11 protein-coding genes are annotated in these 20,146 nt (G+C 56.0%); 7 read left to right on the top strand and 4 right to left on the bottom strand.

Annotated elements, in window-relative coordinates:
* Positions 1 to 21: 21 nt before the first annotated feature.
* Positions 22 to 2,688, bottom strand: a complete 2,667-nt coding sequence (locus ABEA92_RS26885) for a c-type cytochrome (RefSeq protein ID WP_345688148.1) — start codon at positions 2,686 to 2,688, stop codon at positions 22 to 24.
* A 494-nt stretch (positions 2,689 to 3,182) separates the two neighbouring features.
* Here ABEA92_RS26885 and ABEA92_RS26880 point away from each other — a divergent pair, with 494 nt between their 5' ends.
* A complete protein-coding gene (locus ABEA92_RS26880) occupies positions 3,183 to 4,688 on the top strand; it encodes a pectate lyase (RefSeq protein ID WP_345688146.1) in 1,506 nt (501 codons plus the stop codon).
* Between the two features lie 64 nt (positions 4,689 to 4,752).
* Here the strand turns inward: ABEA92_RS26880 and ABEA92_RS26875 are convergent, their stop codons facing one another.
* Positions 4,753 to 5,055, bottom strand: coding sequence for a hypothetical protein (locus ABEA92_RS26875; RefSeq protein ID WP_345688144.1), 303 nt, complete (start codon positions 5,053 to 5,055; stop codon positions 4,753 to 4,755).
* A 296-nt stretch (positions 5,056 to 5,351) separates the two neighbouring features.
* Between ABEA92_RS26875 and ABEA92_RS26870 the strand changes: the two genes are divergently transcribed.
* Positions 5,352 to 6,113 carry a class I SAM-dependent methyltransferase gene (locus tag ABEA92_RS26870; RefSeq protein WP_345688142.1) on the top strand — a complete coding sequence of 254 codons (762 nt, stop codon included), beginning with the start codon at positions 5,352 to 5,354 and terminating at the stop codon, positions 6,111 to 6,113.
* 225 nt (positions 6,114 to 6,338) lie between these two features.
* Here ABEA92_RS26870 and ABEA92_RS26865 read toward each other — a convergent pair whose 3' ends face one another.
* Together ABEA92_RS26865 and ABEA92_RS26860 are read right to left on the bottom strand one after the other, a co-directional pair.
* The gene (locus tag ABEA92_RS26865) at positions 6,339 to 8,654 is read right to left on the bottom strand and encodes a WD40 repeat domain-containing serine/threonine protein kinase (RefSeq protein ID WP_345688140.1); all 2,316 of its coding nucleotides are present in this window, start codon (positions 8,652 to 8,654) and stop codon (positions 6,339 to 6,341) included.
* A gap of 1 nt (position 8,655) precedes the next feature.
* Positions 8,656 to 9,258: an RNA polymerase sigma factor gene (locus tag ABEA92_RS26860; protein WP_345688138.1), complete on the bottom strand. Its 603-nt coding sequence runs from the start codon at positions 9,256 to 9,258 to the stop codon at positions 8,656 to 8,658.
* Positions 9,259 to 9,509: 251 nt separating this feature from the next.
* Between ABEA92_RS26860 and ABEA92_RS26855 the strand changes: the two genes are divergently transcribed.
* The 5 genes from ABEA92_RS26855 (at position 9,510) to ABEA92_RS26835 (ending at position 20,048) form a co-directional block, all read left to right on the top strand.
* Complete coding sequence (locus ABEA92_RS26855; protein ID WP_345688136.1) at positions 9,510 to 10,673, top strand: efflux RND transporter periplasmic adaptor subunit; 1,164 nt, start codon at positions 9,510 to 9,512, stop codon at positions 10,671 to 10,673.
* A 357-nt stretch (positions 10,674 to 11,030) separates the two neighbouring features.
* Positions 11,031 to 14,507 carry an efflux RND transporter permease subunit gene (locus ABEA92_RS26850; RefSeq protein ID WP_345688134.1) on the top strand — a complete coding sequence of 1,159 codons (3,477 nt, stop codon included), beginning with the start codon at positions 11,031 to 11,033 and terminating at the stop codon, positions 14,505 to 14,507.
* A 153-nt stretch (positions 14,508 to 14,660) separates the two neighbouring features.
* On the top strand, positions 14,661 to 15,413 hold the full coding sequence (locus ABEA92_RS26845) for an SDR family oxidoreductase (RefSeq protein WP_345688132.1): 753 nt from the start codon (positions 14,661 to 14,663) through the stop codon (positions 15,411 to 15,413).
* A 252-nt stretch (positions 15,414 to 15,665) separates the two neighbouring features.
* Positions 15,666 to 16,751 carry a GNAT family N-acetyltransferase gene (locus tag ABEA92_RS26840; protein ID WP_345688130.1) on the top strand — a complete coding sequence of 362 codons (1,086 nt, stop codon included), beginning with the start codon at positions 15,666 to 15,668 and terminating at the stop codon, positions 16,749 to 16,751.
* Between the two features lie 156 nt (positions 16,752 to 16,907).
* Positions 16,908 to 20,048 (top strand): DUF7133 domain-containing protein, encoded by a 3,141-nt coding sequence (locus ABEA92_RS26835; protein ID WP_345688128.1) that lies wholly within the window; start codon positions 16,908 to 16,910, stop codon positions 20,046 to 20,048.
* The last annotated feature ends 98 nt before the right edge of the window (positions 20,049 to 20,146 follow it).

Genomic DNA, 20,146 nt, shown 5'->3' with positions numbered 1-20,146 from the left:
CGCCGATAATCCGTGTCAGCGTTAGTTATTGAAATACGCGTGGTTTGGATCGCCACCGCTGATCAGGTAGGCAATCAAGTCAAGGATTTCTTCTTTCGTCATCGGATTGAACAATCCAACGGGCATCGCCGAAACGTCCGACACGACCAGTTCTTCGATTTCGTTACGGTTGACGTTGACTCGTTTGTTGGGGTCGGTCAAATCGGTGTTGATCGTGATCGAGTCACCGTTCAGATTGACCACAACGCCGGTGTGTACGACACCGTCTTCGGTCAACACTTTGATCGACGAGAACTGATCATTGATCACCTTGCTCGGATTGACCACTTGGTCCAACAAGTCGTGTGGCGAGTAACGTCCACCAGCCGAGGTCAAATCGGGACCGGTCATTCCGCCTTGGTCTCCGAAGCGGTGACAAGCGAAACAGCCGCTAGCGGCAAACATTTTACGCCCGTTCGCGAAATCACGATTCTTCAGTCCCGTGCTTGCCGCTTCCGAGAGTTCCTCGAGCGTCCATTCCTTCGGTGTGCGTCCTTTGAAGACTTCGCCCAAATTTTCGAGTGCCGATTTCTTGACCGGCTTTCGTGCCAACAACTCGGCCATCGATTCTTTTTCAGCCTCGGTTAGCGAAGCGACGGCATCATTGCGAATGAACTCGATAAACTTGTCGAAACTCGCTCCGCCTTTGTAGTTGGCCGCTTTCAAGAACCATTCAAAGTAGGCTTCACGCAGTTCCGGGGTCCAGCCGGCCGTCAACATGCGGATCGAACGTGCGTACTGCATTTGTTCTTCTTGCGTCGGTGCCGCGGCAATCAACGCCATCGCCTTTTCGGCAACGGTTGGGGATTGCAGCCACGCCAACGTTTCGCACAACAACCAATTCATCTCAGGCGATTCCGCAGGGAACTGCGGATCAAGACGAGCGATCAACTTATCGACAATGGCTTGGTCGGGACGACCAAAGCGGGTCAAAGTGATCTGGATGGCACGCTGCAGCGTCAATTGATCGAAGGAATCCAGAGCGGACGGGTCAATCGCAATGGCCGCGTTAAGCAACTTGCCTCGCATCGCCGTATCGACTTCGGGGTCCTTGTCGGTGCGGTGCATTGGGTCCACGCCGGCAACCCGAGCGAGTGCCAACAACGCGACGACTTGTTTCGCCGGGTCCGACTCGGTCAACGCCTTGTCGGCCCAGGAATCGAGCGGTTGGTGCTCAATTGCGGTGCGTGCAGCGAAACGAATGAAGCGGTCGTCGTCTGCCAAGTAAGGCCATGCGGTTTCGATCGCCTTTGGATCTTGCTTGCCGTGGAATGATTCGAGCATGTGGCGAGTTTCTCTCGCCTCGTTCTTGACCACCTTGGGCTCGACGAGCTCGGTCGATTCGTTGCCAACGTAGGTCACGCGGTACAGTCCCGATTGAACGCGGCGACCACCGATGGTGAAGTACATCGCACCGTCTTGTGGGTGGATGATGGCGTCGGTGATCGGCAGCGGCGCGCCGGTCACAAACTCTTCCTTCGTGGCCGTATACGAGGATCCGCTTGGTTCGATGTGAACGGCATACAGTTTACCCCAGCTCCAATCCAATGCGTAAAACGCATTCTGATACTTCGCTGGGAATTTCGCACCGTAACCGAACGTGGTTCCGGTCGGCGATCCGGGACCGATATCAAGAATGCCGGGCAGATTGTCGGCATAAAACGGCATCCGTTTTCCGGCACCGTTACGCCATCCGAATTCGGCACCGCTGGTGACGTGACAAATACGCGTCGGACGGTACCAAGGTGTATTGAAATCGTATTCCATGTCCGCGTCGTAGGTGAACAATTCGCCGTCGCGGTTCACCGAAGCGTCAAAGATATTGCGGAAACCAGAGGCGTAGGCTTCGAAGGTCTTGCCATCGGGAGAAACGCGATAGACGATGCCGCCAGGGGCCAGGACCCCACGATTGTGGCCACGTCCGTCGGGCATGCTAGGCAACAAATGGTCTTCGCCCCAAATTTGAGGCACTTGTGAACTATCCGCCAATTCCGGTGCTTTGGCATTGTTACCAGTGATCAGATACAGTGCTTCGCCGTCGGGAGTCGGTACGACCGCGTGGACGCCGTGGTCACCTCGTGCTTCAATCTCGCGTAACAATTCCACTTTGTCGAGTTGATCGTCACCGTCGCTGTCGGTTACCCGGTACAGTCCTGACGGAATTTTGCGTTCGTAGTCGTTGACACCGACGTACAGCGCGTCGAATGCCCACACCATGCCGTTGACGGCGCGGATTTTAGCGGGCACCACTTCGACATCGCTGGGCTTGATCTCTCGGCCGGCTGGCGGAGGCGTGATGCGGTAAAGTCCGCCGAATTGATCGCTGACCAGCAACCGACCTTTGTTGTCGGTGCACAGATTCACCCACGAACCTTGGATCTCAGCAGGAACCGAATAGAGCAACTCGACCTTGAACCCATCGGCCGCGGTGATCCGGTCGATCGGTGTCGCGGTGTTGCCAACGTTGACCTTCTTGGCTTCGCTCGATGGTGCCACGTTCGCAGTTTTTGCGACCGCGGCGGAAGCGTTGGCTCGCTGCTTGATCGCCTCTCGCAACCGGCCAGGCTTTCGCTGGGCCATGGCGTTCGTCGAGATAAACACGGTACAAAGCGCTGCGACGGCAACAACACGCAATGGCATCTTCGTCATAAGACATTTCTGCGGCGAGAGGCTACGAGACGTGGAACAAATCATAAGTGGGTTCTGAGAGGTTATTCGGGGAGGGGAGTTTTCAAGGAGGGGACGAAAGCCACGCGTTGGGTGGCGATTCGAGTCGCCATGCAGCCCGAAATGGCAGCGAAAAGCGACAAACACGCTATCTTTACCGACTCGCGGCCGTTTACGAAGGGGGGCATCCGCTCCATCCACGACTGATGAGGGCAGACCCAGCAGAGGCTTGAGTAGGACGCATTCTAACTCGTTTCCGTATTTTGTGCAGCTTTGTAGCTTCGATTTTTGCTCGACTTTGATACCCGCGCCGGATCAAACGTCCGGTGGTAACGGCACGACAGACCAGGCCCCGTAACTGGAGCAGGCTCAGACGCGGATCGGGCCTCCGCAGGGATGGGGCCGGTGCACTACAATCGGGTGCGTCCCCCCCTCACGTCCCCCCTCGCTTCGACGTCCCGATTGGAACCTGATTCATGAAGGCCTGCATTTCGGAACTCGGCACCTGCCAACCGGTTAGTCCCACGCCCGTTCTCGTTCGCACTTGGATCATTTGCGTCATGCTGACGATGACGGGGGCCGCTTCCCCCGGCGGCGGACATGCGGCCGAGCCGATTTCACGTGACGATGCCATCGACGCACTGCATCGCAGTGTTGAATTCTTTCGCACGCAGGCATCGTCACATGGCGGCTATGTCTTCCGCATCAGCGAAGATTTGTCGCTCCGTGAAGGCGAAGAGAAGGTGGGGCAAACGACTGCGTGGATCGAGCCGCCGGCGACACCAAGTGTTGGGCAAGCTTATCTCGAAGCCTATCAATTGACCTCCGATCCGATGCTGTTGGACGCAGCCCGCCAAACCGCTGCGGCACTGCTGCGAGGCCAACTTGTTTCAGGCGGTTGGGGCGAAAAAATCGAGTTCGCCGACCAAGACCGAAAGCAGTACGCCTATCGAGTCGATTCGGTCGACGTAGGCAAACGGCACAACACGACGACCTTCGATGACGACAAGACTCAGTCGGTGATTCGCTTTTTGATGCGATTGGACGTTGCCACCAAACAAAGCGACGCGGAACTGCACGAGGCCGTCATGGTCGCACTGGACGGCGTGCTGAAGAGCCAATATTCAAACGGTGCTTGGCCGCAACGTTACGATGGAACCTCGACACCGGCATCCAACGCACGTCTGGCGGCGTCTTATCCAACGACTTGGTCAAAGACACACCCGAAACAAAAATACGACCACTACTACACGCTGAACGACGGCACGATCGCGGATTTGATCGCCACGATGCTGGACGCCTTTGATCACTACCAGGACGCTCGCTACTTGGACTCGGCGATGCGTGGAGGTGACTTTTTGGTACTCGCACAGATGCCGTCGCCCCAACCCGGTTGGGCGCAACAATACAACGAACAAATGCAGCCCGCATGGGCACGCAAATTTGAACCGCCCGCAATCAGCGGTGCAGAGTCTCAGCAGGTGATGCGAACGCTGTTGGTGTTGTACCGCCGCTCGGCAGACCCGCGTTATTTACACGCCGTACAAACGGCGCTTCCCTATTACGAGTCATGTTTACGCAATGACGGGCGATTGGCACGATTCTATGAACTACACACCAATCGTCCTTTGTACATGAATCGAAAATACGAATTGTCGTACTCTGATGCCGATGTCCCGGCTCACTATAGTTTTGTCGTCGGTTCATCGCTGTCGCGGATCCGCAATGAATTGGAAAAGGTGTCCGCATTGCCCAAGGATCGGCTGTGGGTACAAAGCGATCCCAAGCCAGCGAAGCAATCGAAATCGTTGACCGAACAAGCGGCGCGAGCGGTCGCGACGCTAGATTCACGCGGCGCCTGGGTCGAACGAGGCCAGCTGAAAACTTATCCCGACGCCGACGTCTCGCGGATCATTTCAAGCAAGACCTTTATCGGCAACCTCAGGACGCTCGCGACCTTTATCGCGGCCGAGAAAAACTAGTTTCTCGGACGTAATCATTCGGTTTCGCGGACGCGAGCGTCCGCGATCGATTTGGGCTGCATTATCAATCGATCTCAGCCCATTGTGTTTGGATCGCGGACTGCGTTTCGATGCGATAGCCTTTGACGGTCCAACGTGGCGGCACGGGCATCGTCAGCGTGTTGCACGCTACCCGAGTGTCACCGTGCTGATGCGCACCGGCGGCGAGTTCCGATTTTCGCTCGCCATTCATGTCGAATAGCACCGCAACGATTTCGCCTGCACCGCTCTCTTTACAACGGATTTGTCCCGTCATGAATGCGGTGTGTTGTTTAGTGTTGGTGTACTCGACCTCCTGTACCAATTCACCGAGAGTGTGAGTGGCCATCGTCGTTACCCCTTGAGTCGAGAAAGGTCTTTGGAAAAGAATTGGCGAGCGAACCAAACGGGGCCGATGCTAATCAACCAATGCATTCCGATTGTCTGCTCACATCTCCCTTCAATTTAACCGGTTTCCAACGTCAGACGGCAAAGGATCGCGAAAGCGGCTGAAAATCAATGAGTTTTGAGTGAATCGATTGTTGGTCAGGTGCGCTAATCCGCTCACATGGCGGTCATGCATTGCACGTCGTAGAATCCGCATCCCAAACTCGCCAAACCATTCTTCGCACAAGGATTGACCGAATGAATAAGAAGTCTCCCCCGTCGACAAGTGAACCCTGGGCGACAAAATCGACGATCGATGAGATTCGCATGCGGTTCGATGGCGACGTACAGCGTTTCAGCGTTTTGGAAACCGGGCAATCAGCGACCATCGACGCTCCACTGGCGATGGAGTTGATCACACAGGCCGCGATCGCGGCGACGCCCAACATCCGGCGTGTTCTGGATATCGGCTGCGGGGCAGGAAACAACACGATCAAATTGCGGCAAGAGTTCGGACGCAATTTCGATGTCGACTTACTCGACCTAAGCCAACCGATGCTGACGCGCGCCGAACTGCGGGTCCGCGAAGCGGGAGCTGACAAAATCCAGGTGTGGCAAGCCGATTTTCGTGACGCCGATCTTCCCGAACAAACATTCGATGTGATCCTGGCGGCCGCAGTGCTGCACCATCTACGCGATGATGCGGATTGGTTAGCGGCTTTTGAAAAAATACATCGCTTACTCGCTCCCGGCGGCAGTGTTTGGATCACTGACTTGGTCACCCACGAAACCGCCGCGGTTCACGAATTGATGTGGCGACGCTACGGCGAGTATCTGCGTGAACTTGGCGGCGATTCGTACCGCGAAAAGGTGTTTGCGTATATCGAAAAAGAAGATTCGCCTCGGCCGGTCACCTTCCAGCTAGACCTGCTTCGCCAAGTTGGGTTTTCCAAAGTCGAACTGCTTCATAAAAATTCGTGCTTTGCCGCGTTCGGCGGTATCAAGACTGCATTTCAATAAAATGAACATCCGTCAACGGCATTCGCTGCATTGACGTTTGCTCGCCGAAACTCTTGACGGGCTGTTGATTTAGTGAAGTTTCCTGCGGCAAGGGGTGTATGATGGACTTCCTAGTCCGTCAATGGTGTATTCGACGGACTAGGAAGTCCATCGTACGACTAAAGCAACAAGCCGCTGACGTGTTTCGCTACAAAATGTTTGACAGGGCCCTCTTTAGACGCACGTCTATTTCGATTCGCCGAGGACCGACAGGTCCCAAATGCGGATGTTGCCGTCTCGACCACTGCTGGCGATGCGGTGATTGACCGAGTCGAGCGAGACATTGTGGACCGACGATTCGTGGCCGCCAAGTTTCGCCACTTCGTGGCCATCGGAGATATCCCAGATTCGGGTGATGCCGTCCTGACCGGACGTGATAAGGTGCGAACCGTAGTTGCAGAACGTGACTCCCCAGATGTCACTCTCGCTTCCCGTCAACTTGGAAACTTCCTGGCCTGTGTCAACATTCCACAGATGAATGACTTTGCCCCATCCCACGCTGGCCAACAACGATCCGTCGGGAATAAACGCAACGTTATAGATCGGGCCCTTGTGCCCGGTGAAGGATTGACGCTCCTCGAGCGATTCCGCATCCCACACACGCACGATTTTGTCGGTTCCGACCGTGGCGATCCACTTGCCATCACTTGAATAATCGACACCGAAAATCGCGCCCGACTGTGTTTTCGAACCGACTTGTTCTCCCGAGTCGATGTCATACAAATGGATCGTGCCTTCGCGATCACCCGCGACGATTCGCGATCCATCAGGCGAAAACGCGATCCCGCGCACCGCGTTAGGAGCCTTCCACTCGCGGATCAATTGATAATTATTGGCATCCCACAGTTTGACAAAACCATCATCGCCGCTGGTGGCAACGATCGGTCGCGTCGGATGGTACTGGATCATCCAAACCAAACCGCGATGCGCATTGAAGCTTTTAATGACCTGCTGAGTTTCGATATCCCAGATTCGCACCGAACCGTCTTCGATCGCGGCCGCCACCTGTTCTTTGCCAGGAACAAAATCAACCGACCAAACCGTGCCTGGATTTCCGCTCAGTAAAACCGACGGAAAGCGGGCATCATCGGTCGACGGAGCACTGGTCGCGGTCACAGGAGCTTTGGTAAAGATCCATCCGCCCAGCACGGCGCCTAGCGTAATCAATCCAATCGCCGCGATGGCGACAGCGATATAAGAAACCCGGCGAGCGATGGCGCGGTGTTTGCCGGATAGCCGTTTGGCATCGTTGGCTTTGATCGCGGGGACTTGCAGCGGCGAAATCGGACCGAACTCGGTGACGATTCCCGCCAACACCGTGGCAACGCTGTGGATTGATTCCGGGCGATCATCGGGTTTCTTTTCCAACAATGCCATGATCACGTCGGACAATTTTCTTGGAATCGAAGAGTTTACTCGGTGCGGCGGTTCTGGATCCTCATCCATCACCTTCTTCATCACCCCGACGATCGAAGGGGCCTGAAACGGTGACTTGCCTGTCGCCATTTCGTACAGCACGACGCCAAACGAAAACAAATCCGACTTCTCGTCGGCATCCGATCCCATCGCTTGCTCGGGTGACATGTACAATGGCGTGCCGGTGACCATCCCGGTCTTGGTCAACTTGACATCATCGGCGGCCCGCGCCAATCCAAAGTCGGTCAACTTGATCCGATCGGATTCCTTTTCGATCAACACGTTGGCTGGCTTGATGTCGCGATGGACCATGCCACGACCATGCGCGGCGGACAACCCGGCGGCAATCTGCATTCCCATCCGCGCCACCTCGGCGGCAGCAAGCGGCGACTGTCGCGTCATTCGACTTTCGAGCGTTTCGCCGTCAATTAATTGCATCACGAGGTAGGCGATCTTGCCATCGCTTTCGCGGGCGACCTGGTACATCGAAACGACATGCTCGTGTGAGATCGCCGCTGCTGCGCGTCCTTCGCGACAGAAGCGTTGTCGAGCCGTATCGTTTTTGGCGAATTCGGGGTTCAGGACCTTGATCGCGACGGGACGCTGCAAGTGTGTATCGAACGCTTCGAGGACAATTCCCATGCCACCACGTCCGATCACTCTCGCGATTTGAAAGTGGTCCAAGCGACCAAGGTAGGCTGGATCGTCCGATGGCTCCAAGAAGCTCAATTCAGGCTTGTTCGGTTTTTGCGTGACTCCCCCACTATCGACCGACGTGGACGCTTCGGCGTTGAAGGGGGTCGAATTATCAGGTGGTAAGGTCACATCGTTGGCGGCCGCGTTGATGTCAGCGACCGAACGGATCGCGGGCCAATACGCCGAGTCATTCGACGGGTTCATCGTCATCCGCTCGGCAACCAATGACTCAATTTCGAGGGTACCGGTTGCCGCCATCTGCAACGCTTCTTGGCAAGCCGAACAGCTGCCGATGTGTTCGGTCCATTGCTGCAGTTCGGTCGGCGGTAACGAACCGCGGATCAGCGATTGAATTTGGTCTCGCGTCAGGCAAGTGGTTGCGACTGGCATTTTATTCGTCCTGTTCCTGCAATCGTTCGATAACCGTCTTCAATCGGGCGATCACCCGGCTCTTGGCGACGTAGACGGCCCCCGTGGTCATCCCAAGTTGTTTTGCTGCATCCGCAGCACTCTTGCCCTCGACCGCGGTTAACTGAAACGCGTTCCAAGTTTGCGGTTCGACCTCGGGTTGGACTTCCCTCATTGCTTGGGCAGCCAATTGACGTTGGTGCTCGCGCTCCCACGCTTCCTGCAGTTCGTTGGCGGTGTCGGGCGTTTGCGAGAGCATCTCGTATTGTGCGGTGTCGTTGGCCGTAGGACCAACACGTTTTCGTTTTTCAAAATAGGTATAAAGTCGATTCCGAGTGATCGTGAACAACCAGGCGCGAAAACCGCCCTTTTCTTTCGCGTAATCCAAACGCGAAATCGCAGCCCCAACCCGTCGGACAACATCTTGCACAATGTCAGCCGCATCGGCGTCCTGCAATCCACGGCTGCGAGCGAAACGATACAGCATCGGACCATAGTCTCGGAGAAACTCGGACCAAGCTTCGTTATCCGCTCCGTCACGCAGTCGCAGCAGCAGCGTTGCTCGGGTGATCGGTGAATCGGTCAAATTAGTATCCTGCGCAGCCTTTTTTCGATCGTAGCACTCTAAACGACCACCTGATTATAGCCGTTGTCGCGAACGTGGGCACTGCGTCGGATCACACCGGTGAATACTCGTTGACAGCGTCTCTCTTACACTCGGTCTTAACAAAAGCCCAAAAACTCGCGAAAAAAACATTGCGAATCGGTGTAAGGAGGCGAAAAAACGAAAGTATTTCCTTCGTCATTAAGAATCAATGCATCGATGGAGTGCCACCCATGTTCGATAAAACCTTCGCGATTTCGCACCGATACGCGGTCTTCTCTGCCGTTGCGGTCACCGTTTCGGCTTCGCTGGCAACGGCGCAGGTACCGGTCCGCGTCGAATCGGTCCAGCGTCAGACGGTTCAGCAGCGACACGCGGTGACTGGATCGCTGCGTCCCGTCGCTCGTGGGAACGTCGCCGCGATCGAGTCGGGGCAATTGCTCGAGCTGAAACCACGCGAGGGCGAACTGATTCGCAAAGGCGACATCGTTGCTCGCGTCGACTCGCGGCGATTGCAAGCCCAGCATGGCGAAGCGGTGGCAGAAAAAGCGATCGCGATCGCGGACTTGGCCAGTGCGAAAGCCCGATTGACGCAGGCCAAAGCGGATCTGACGCGAGCTCAGAAATTGATCCATCAAAACGCCATCGGGCAACAAGAACTCGACGCGTTCCAAGCGGCCTATGACATCGCCAAGGCGACCATCGATTCCACCACCAGCAAAATCGATCGTATCGAACAATCGATTCGCTTGATCCAGGTGCGATTGGATGACACCGTAATCCGAGCTCCCTACGATGCCTCGGTCGTGCAGCGGCAAATTGAACCGGGCGATTGGGTGCAAGCAGGCGACGCGTTACTGACGATTGTCTCGACGGGGCCGATCGAAGCGTGGTTAGAGGTACCCGAACGATTCGTTCAAGCGGTGGACCAGTTTGGAGCATCCGTCAGCGTCCGAGCGCGAGCCACTCAACAAGAAAGCAATGTCTTGTCGACGCGGCGAGTCGCGGACGTGAATCCTCGCGTGCGGACGCTTAGCTTTGTGGTCACGCTGGACAATCCCGATGGCTTGCTGTCCGCCGGCATGTCCGTCGACGGCTGGATCGCCACGACAAACGAAGTGCAAACCGAGACGGTTCATAAAAACGCAGTCAATCGTAGCGGCAATCAACCGTTTGTTTACCGAGTCAGCAAAGCGGCCGCCGAGAGCCAAGCGGAGCGAGTTCCGATCGACATTCTGTTCGAACTGCCCGACCGTGTGGCGATTCGATCCGCTCAGCTGCACGAAGGAGACTGCGTGATCGTCGAAGGCAACGAGCGTCTACTGCCCGGCCAAAACGTGGCGATCATCAACACCCCGGCCGGGAATGACGAACTGGCACGTGCGCAACGCAACTAGCGAACGTCGCCAACGGCTTGTTGATTGAATCCAAATGCAAATCGCAACGGTGAGCCGTAGGCCGGAATGCCAATGCCAATGCCATCTACTTTCGCCCCAACGGGGTGATTTTCGTAGCGGAGCGGCGTGCGCCGCCCGGTCAAAATCGAACGTGTTACTCGCTGCATCCTGACGGTTCGCGCCGCGAGCGCCATTAACATCGAGTCGGTTTCTTATCCAATCCGTGTAAGACATCCGTCTTTACGCGAGTATCTAACGATGTAGACGGCGTTTGTAGCGGCGCCATAACGAAACCCTCCGGCCACGCGAATGGAATCGCGTGGCTTTTTTTAGAACCTTCCTGTTGGAAAATTGATCATGAACTTCGTCAAAGCTTCGGTATCACAACCGATCACGGTTACCGTCGGCGTGATCCTTTCGTTGATCGCCGGGATGGTCGCACTTCGCAATGTTCCCGTTCGAATGGCACCGGAGATCGATTCGGTGGTGATCTCGGTCGCCACGGCTTGGGAGAACGCGTCGGCCGAAGAGATCGAAAGCGACGTGATGGAGCAACAGGAAAAATACCTTGGCGACATCAGCAATCTGGTTTCGATGACCAGCATCGCTCGCAGTGGTCGAGGATTGGTTCGATTGCAATTTCGCACCGGAACCGACATCAACCAAGCGATGTCCGAAGTCGACCAGAAACTGAGCGAAGTACCGCAGTACCCGGTCGGAGTCGACGAGCCCGAGATTGAAGCGATCGATCCCGAAAGTGTTGACTACATCGCCTGGGTCGGCTTCAGCAGCACGGATCCAAACTTTGATTCAACGACGCTGTATGACTTTATGGATCGCCGCATGCGGCCGGTCTTCGAGCGGATTCCAGGGATCTCGCAAGTCGGGATGGTGGGAGCACGAGAATCGGAAATCCAAGTCATCGTCGATCCGTATGCCTTGGCCGCTCGCGGTTTAACGTACTCGGACTTTGTTGCTGCGTTGGAAGTCAACAATGCGAACTTCTCGGCCGGAAAAATCACCGATGGCAAAAACGATCTTCGTGTTCGCACGATCGGTCGGTTTGCCGATGCCGCCTCGGTTTCGGAATTGGTGGTTCGCCGTGATGAGGAAGGCCCGATCTATGTCCGTGATGTTGCTCAGGTGCGAGCCGGGTACAAGGAACTCGACAGCTGGGTGCGCGCTCGTGGGACGCTGATGCCGTTCTTTAATTTTCAATTGGAATCTGGCGGAAACTTGTTGGACACAATGAGCGAGATCCAGGCTGAGATCGCACGGATGAATTCCGCAGATGGACTGCTCAGCCAACAAGCTCAAATCCTGCAAACCGCCGGTGAAATGGCCCCCGGCAGCAAACTAGAACTCGTGCAAACATGGGATTCGTCGAACTATGTCAAGGATGCATTGGCGCTCGTCCAGCAGAACATTTTGTCCGGCGCCGCATTAGCGGTCGTCGCTTTGTTATTGTTTCTTCGCAGCGTCCGTTCGGTGGGCATCATCGCAATCGCGATCCCGCTTTCGACAATCGGCACCGTCGTGATCTTGTTGGCACTCGGCCGTAGCGTGAACATCATCTCATTGGCGGGGATGGCGTTTGCGGTCGGCATGGTCGTCGATAACGCAATTGTCGTGATCGAAAATATCTTTCGCTATTTGCAAAAAGGCCATGCTCCAAAGCAAGCAGCACTTTTGGGAACCCAAGAGGTCGCCGGTGCGGTGTTGGCGTCCACGTTGACGACTTTGGTCGTGTTTTTGCCAGTGTTGTTGATTCAAGAACAAGCCGGTCAACTGTTCCGCGATATCGCGCTAGCGATCATGGCCGCGGTCGGGCTGAGCTTGATTGTATCCCTAACCGTCATCCCCGCCGCGGCTGGCGTTTTACTGAAGCCGCTCGCAGCCCAATCGAACGAATCGATTCCAGCATGGAACGATGCTAAGCCAGTGAAACCACGCTCGAGACTTGCCCGTTGGCTATCGGCAATTTCGCAAGCGTTTGTGCGGCTGACCAATTTGCCGGCAATGATTGGCGCGATCGTTCGCTGGTTGGTGTCAGGTTGGGTTCGCCGGATCGTCACGGCAAGTCTGTTTGCCGCCGCGACCGTGGTGGGGATCGTGATGTTGTTACCGCCGCTAGACTATTTGCCAAAGGGAAACCGCAACCTCGTCTTCAGCGTTTTGGTTCCGCCCCCCGGCTACAGCATCGACCAATTGTTCGAAATCGGCAGTCGTATCGAGCCTCATGTCCGTGCCTCATGGGAAGCCGCGGGGGATCGGTTTGCGATGGAGGAGGTCCGTCGGGGTAGCGAGAATCCGATGATTGATAATCGAGTCGAGCTACCGATCAGTCCGGAATCATCCGAGACGGTGATCAGCCCGCTGCTGGACCACTACTTCCTCGTCGCTCGTGAAGGCCGGATCTTTCAAGGAGCGATCCCCGTGGACGCCGCGACCACCGTCGACGCGATTCCATTAGTCGAGAGTGCGTTGATCGCAGGCGCCGCGCCCGACACCCGATACTTCACGTTTCAATTCCCTCTGTTTCGCACCGGAGGAACCACAGGGGCGGCGATCAAGATCGATGTCGTCGGCGATTCGCTCGAGGAGGTGGTCGATTCGGCTGGCGCGTTGATGGGGCAATTGGTGGCAGACTACGGAAACAAGAGCACCAATCCGACGCCATCGAACTTCTTGCTGCCGACACCGGAGATTCGTGTGGAACCAGACGATGAACGGTTGCAGGACGCCGGTCTAACGCGACAGGACGTGGGGCTGGCAACACAGGCCTCGGGCGATGGCATATTGATCCCTCGTCGTTTTGAGCGTGGCGGTGAACTGAAGGATCTAAAAATCATCACCGAAGCAGCGTTGGGCAATTCGCCCGTCGAAGGTCTTCGCAACGCTCCCGTTGCCACTCGCCGCGATGGGGTGGTCGATCTGCAGAACATCGCCAAAGTTGATCGGGTTCGCGTGCAAGACCAAATTCGTCACGTCGATCGTCAACGCGCCGTCACACTCGAGTTGACTCCACCGGACAACGTGCCGTTGGCTACGGTGATCGATCAATTGAACGAGAAAGTTGCCGCACTTCGCGAATCTAAGGCAATTCCTGGTACCGTCGATGTTCGCTTCGCGGGATCCGCCGGTTCGCTTGCCGAAATCAAAACCGCCTTGATCGGTGATGGATCGTTTGTGGGAACGATTTCTAGTTCCATCTTTCTTGCGTTTGCGATTGTTTACCTGTTGATGGTGGTGCTGTTTCAAAGTTGGTCCTACCCGCTGGTGATCATGATCAGCGTTCCTTTGGCAACGCTCGGCGGTTTCATCGGGCTGGCGTTGGTTCACCAGTGGACGCTGAGCGATCGTTATCTGCCGGTTCAAAACATGGACGTGCTGACGATCCTCGGGTTCGTGATCTTGGCAGGCGTTGTGGTCAACAATGCGATCCTGATCGTCTACCAAGCTTTGAACTTTTTGAAAACGGGGAAAGACGAAGATGGCAACGCCGTCAGCACCGACCCCAATGATGCGATTGTCGAGTCGGTGGTCAGCCGTGTGCGTCCGATTTTGATGAGCACGTTGACCAGTGTCGGCGGAATGTTGCCGCTTGTGTTTTTGACCGGGCCTGGCAGCGAGTTGTATCGCGGCCTCGGGGCGGTGATTACCGGCGGCTTGGTGGTATCGACCGTCTTTACCATGTTTTTGGTGCCCGTCGTTTTGAGCATGGCATTTGCTATCCAGCGGACCGGTGTCGCCAAGACCACCGGCGCGGCCGAATCAGAGCGTGACGCGGCTTCTCCGTCGATCCCGTATGTGCTTGGCGCTCAGTTGACTTGACCAATTGACTTGACCCAGTGTTAGAGTCTTTGTGGAAAGGTTTTGGAAACCAAGTAAGAGTCGGCCTGTGTAGCGAGTAGTCCCTACAGAGCGTTCACGGTGTAGCGGTGAACGAATTACGAAATCAAAAATTCAAATTGGAGAATAAGCCAAATGTCATTTGATGTTAAAAACAAGACCGCGTTGGTGACGGGTGCTAATCGCGGAATCGGCCGAGCGATCGTCGAGGAAGCATTGCGTCGCGGAGCTAAAAAAGTCTACGCAGCGGTGCGAAAATTAGAATCAGCCGAATCGCTGGTTAGCGAATTTGGTGACCGCGTCGTCCCCGTCCAATTCGACTTGGAAGATCCAAGCACGATCCAGGCAGCTGCGAAAACCGCCAGCGACGTCGATCTGGTCGTTAACAATGCAGGCGTTCTAAAGACATCCGGGCCGATCGATGACGATAGCCTCGATTCAATCCAATTCGAAATGAACGTCAACGTTTACGGACTGATTCGCACTGCGAAGGCGTTTGCACCGGTGCTGGCCGCTAATGGCGGCGGGGCATTGGTCCAACTAAACAGCGTCGTCTCGGTCAAGACGTTCGCCAACGTCGCAACCTATTCGGCATCCAAGGCCGCGAGTTACTCGATCACCCAAGCGCTTCGCGACACGCTAGCGGAACAGGGGACTCAGGTGGTCAGCGTCCATCCTGGCCCGATCGCAACGGACATGGCGGATCATGCAGGGTTCACCGAAGGCGCCGCACCGCCTTCGTCCGTCGCCAACGCAATCTTCGACGCGTTGACCGAAGATCGTTTCCATGCCTGGCCCGATCCGATGGCACAACAGATCGGCGGTGCCTACCAAAGTTTTGCCCAGTCGGTCGTCGAAGCAAATATGCAAGAAGAAAGCCCTGCTTGATTCGTTTGCAGCAAAGGCGTTTGGTGGTGAGCCGCTTGCGGCTCACTTGCCCGCCAAGGTGCACACCCTAACACCTGTGAACACGCTAACACGGTTACATTAAGAGACTTACGCTTTTCCGAAGCGTCCCTTTATTTTGCAAGTTTTCACTTGCGATGTACCGTGGGTGCCCCCACAATGCACCATCCGTTGGCAGCCACATGCGGCCATCGGCAACATAGGCGTGGTTCTCCTCCTTGGGTGTTCGTTGTGATGCAATGGCAGGTTCAGTCGGTCGATCAAATTGGTGCCGAACGCTGGTCGCAGTGGTGGGACTTATTGGATGATTCTCCCGAATTCGAAAGCCCCTACTTCACGCCAACTTATGTCCAGTGCGTCGCGCGGGTGCTGCCTAATATCGAGGTTGCCTTTCTTGTCGATGGCTCGCGTTTGAATGCGGTCTTTGCCTTTGAACGAATGAATGGCAACGTGGCTGGCCCCGTCGGCCGGACGCTAGCGGATTATCAGGGAGTCGTTTGTCGGCCGGGCACTTCGATCGATCCATCGGCAATGCTACGGGCAGCCGGTTTGGTGCGTTGGACGTTCAATCATCTGTTTCCCGTTTCGCAACCGCTTGCCTCGCAGTGCTGGACGGTTTGGGCATCGCCGCAGATGGATTTTTCGAAGGGCCGTCAAGCTTTTATTGACGAGGTCTACGATCGCAGTGCCCATTTGAAAAAGACGGTTCGAACGGGACAGAACCGCATGAAAAAGGCGTTGGGGACGCTCACCACTGGCAGCGACCAAGGCGAAAGCGACCTGTTGCAGCGAACGTTGCAGTGGAAGAGCGATCAATATGAATCGCAACATCGCAAACATCCGTTTCGTGAACCGTGGGTCCGTGAACTTTTGAAGCATTGGATGCAGGAGACGGACGATCGCTTTCGTGGTGAAATCGTCTATCTAAAGGCCGGCGGCGAACCCGTCGCCTTGCATTACTGCTTGCGATCTCGCCACGTTTCACACTTCTTGATCAACACCTACGATTTTGATTGCTCACGTTACTCCCCCGGCTTGGTCAGTATGTTGATGGCGGCCGAAGCGGGAGCCTATGGAGACGTGCAGCGAGTGGACTTTGGGAAAGGGCTTGAAAGTTACAAAGGTCGATTGGCGACCACCGAGACGAAGGTTGGCGAAGGCTGCGTTGACCTGAATCACACACGCTATGCGTTGAACCAGACACTTCAACGATCGCGTTATCGATTCCTGCGTTCACATTGGGCCGATCCGGTCCGAACACTTGCTCGACGTGCCGCCGACAGGGTTCCGGCGGTTCGCACCCTGCTGCACATGCGTTAAGCAACGTCGCGGTTAGGACAACACAACCGTTGCATGGGTTGTTAAGCTAAAGCGAGTCATCGCCTCGATGACCTTGGCCGCCTGGGGGCTACAAGCCCAACCGCCTAAGGCCACCCGCCAAACATCCCGCCGCTGTGCCATCCCAACTGCAACATCATGCTAACCACAAAAGCTTGCTCTCGGTTTGTGATCGTGTTCGCGTGTCTATCCGGCATCGCCACGACGTTGATTGCGCAGCAACCCTCCGAGAACGTGACCGTCATCGACGGCATTCAATTCACGTTGGCGGATGGGCTTAGCATCGAAAAAGTCGCAGACAGATCCTTGGTCAAATGGCCCATCGTTGCCGACTGGGACAACCAAGGCCGATTGGTCGTGGCTGAATCGGGCGGAGTCAGCAAGCCAATCATCGAGCACAACGAAAAGAAGCTGCACAAGATCATCCGTCTGGTGGACATTGATCATGACGGCACGTTCGACCAACGCATCGTCGCCGCAGAGGATCTTGAATTCCCTGAAGGCGTGCTGTGTGTCGGCAACGATATCTTGGTCGCCGCGCCGCCCGTGATTTGGAAGCTGACCGACGCGGACCAGGATGGTGTCTGTGAAAAACGCGAGGTTTGGTTCGACGGACAAACGATTACCGGATGTGCCAACGATCTGCATGGTCCCTACCTCGGCCCCGATGGCTGGATCTACTGGTGCAAAGGAGCGTTTGCGAAACAAACCCATTCACTGCTTGATGGCCGCACCATCGAATCATCGGCCGCCCATATCTACCGCCGTAAACTCGCCGGAGGTGACATCGAACAAGTGATCACCGGCGGCATGGACAACCCGGTCGAAGTAGCGTTTACACCGGAAGGCGAAGCGTTTTTCACCAGCACATTCTTGCAGCATCCACACGACGGACTTCGTGATGGAATCGCCCACGCGGTGTACGGAGGCGTTTATGGCAAGGAACACTCCGTGCTCGAGGGGCATCCGCGTACCGGACCGCTGATGCCCATCATGACGCAACTTGGGCCTGCCGCGCCAAGTGGCCTCGCTTGCCTACACGCAAACGATTTGATTCCGAACGCTGATCCCCTCGGCACTCGCTTCCTTGTCGCTGCCCTTTTTAATCTACAAAAGGTGACGGCGCACCAATTGATTCCCCATGGCGGAACTTTTCGAAGCGTCGATCATGATTTGGTCGTAGCCGATCGAGTCGATTTCCACCCGACCGATGTTCTCGAGGACGCCGATGGCAGCTTGATTGTGATTGATACCGGGGGTTGGTATGACCTTTGTTGCCCCACGTCGCGGATTGATCAGACCACCGCCGCCGGTGGCATCTATCGGATCGCTAACGCTGCAACGAAGTCCGTCAACGTTCCATCCCGTTTCGCGGAATCGCCGCGTGGTCGGTCCTACGCCGATCACGTGAATGGATTGTTTGACAAGCGGCCTTGGGTTCGCCGCGATGCGTTGCTGCAAATCGCCGACGCCGGAGACGCCGTGATCCCAGCACTTGATTCGATCCTTAACAACGCGGACCGTTCGCTCGACGATCGGATCGCAGCGTTGTGGGCGCTCAGTCAGCTTGGTACTGCGAAATCAAAAGCCATCGTTCGAAAACAGCTGCGACAAAACCATCCGTCCCTGCTGCAGGCCGCGACGCACGCGGTTTCGATCCATCGCGACCCGGAATCGATCGACGATTTGCAAATGCTGCTCGATCACGCTGATCATCAAGTGCGACGCACCGCTGCCGAAGCGATCGGTCGCCTGGGGTTGCCCAAAAGTGTCAACGCGTTGCTTGGCGGAATTGATTCTGTCAAAGACGATCGCCATCTCGAACATTCGTTGATTTTCGCGATCATCGAAATCGCTCGCAGTAACGACGTCGACCTGCTAACCATTGCACAATCCGACGCTCAGCGTCGCGCTGTGTTGATGGTACTGGATCGCGTTGATCGCTGCGACGACATTCCGCTGTCGGTTTGGTCCACTGCATTTTGCAGCAATGCCCCTGGTCTTCGGCAAACCGCTGCGGAAATCATGGCCAAACATCCTCGGTGGGCACCGCAGGCAACCGAGTGGCTCGAGCAATCGTTCGCGAACATCGGCAGAGAGGCGCTTACACCGGAGCTGCTCGCCCGCGTGGTCGCAGGATGGAAACATCAGCAGGTCGTTCAAGATCAAATCACCCATTGGATCCGTGACGCAGCGGCATCCACCGTCGCACAGCAAACCTTTCTCGCCTCCCACTTGCACGAATTTACCTCGGCTGACATGCCGCACGCGTGGGTCGCCCCGCTGGCGGCTTGGCTCGCCGAGGCCTCTCCGGACGTGCAGCTCACTCTGGCCGATAGCCTGCGACAGACCAAGATTGATGCGGAGGATGCCGATGCACTTGCGAATGTTTTGCGAACAATTGCAGTTGCATCCCCAATGCCTCGGCATCGCTTCGACCTGCTTGCATCGCTACCGGTCAACAGCGTCTTAGACAACCCCGTGTTGGGACACGAGGTGGTCACGGCATTTCTGAGTGACAATGAAACGATTTCGCCAATTGCATCCAGGGTGCTACAGCGAGTAAAGCTTTCCGATCCAACTGCACTGGTCGATTCGCTTCCGGACGTTCCTGCTCAAAGATTGACGACCGCGATCGAAGCGGTGCACCGGTCTGGCATCGTGTCCGCCGAGTCGGCGATGTTAACACAGCTAGCGTCGCTTCGCGTCTCACGCACGTTACCCGCAGGATTTCTAACGAACCTGTATCGTCAATCATCCAAAGAGCTAAGAGCGTTGGCGATCGAAACCGAGGCGAAATTGCAGCATCCCACTGCAGAAATCCAAACTCAAATTGAAGCACGTCTATCGCAACTGAAACCCGGCGATCCCGTGCGAGGGCTGCAAGTGTTTCGCAGCAGCAAAGCGGCCTGCAGTGGTTGTCATCGCATCGGCTATGTCGGCGCGACGATCGGGCCCGAATTGACACGGATCGGATCGAGTCGCACGCCTGCCGCATTGATGGAAGCGGTGCTGTTTCCCAGCGCACGACAAGAGCAGAGCTACCAGGGGACTCGGGTGTTGACGGTCGATGGTCAAGTCTACAACGGTTTGGTGCGAGCCGAGACGGGCGAGGGTTTTGAGCTTCAACTTACCGCCGACCGAACCGTCAAACTCGAACATCGCGACGTCGAACTGAGCGAACCGAGTGACGTCTCGATCATGCCAGCGGGGCTGGCCGACCAGCTTACGAATCAAGAGCTGTCAGATTTGATGGCATTGCTTCGCTCTGCGAAATAGGTCCGATCAAGCGGCGTTGAAGACCGTAAAACACAGCGTTCCGTTAGATATCTGGCTTAAGCAGCTGCAACGACGCCACTGTTAATGTAGGAAAGCTG

Origin of the sequence: Novipirellula caenicola (assembly GCF_039545035.1) — a bacterium.
Lineage (GTDB): Bacteria > Planctomycetota > Planctomycetia > Pirellulales > Pirellulaceae > Novipirellula > Novipirellula caenicola.
This window is presented reverse-complemented; position numbering and strand designations above follow the sequence as displayed.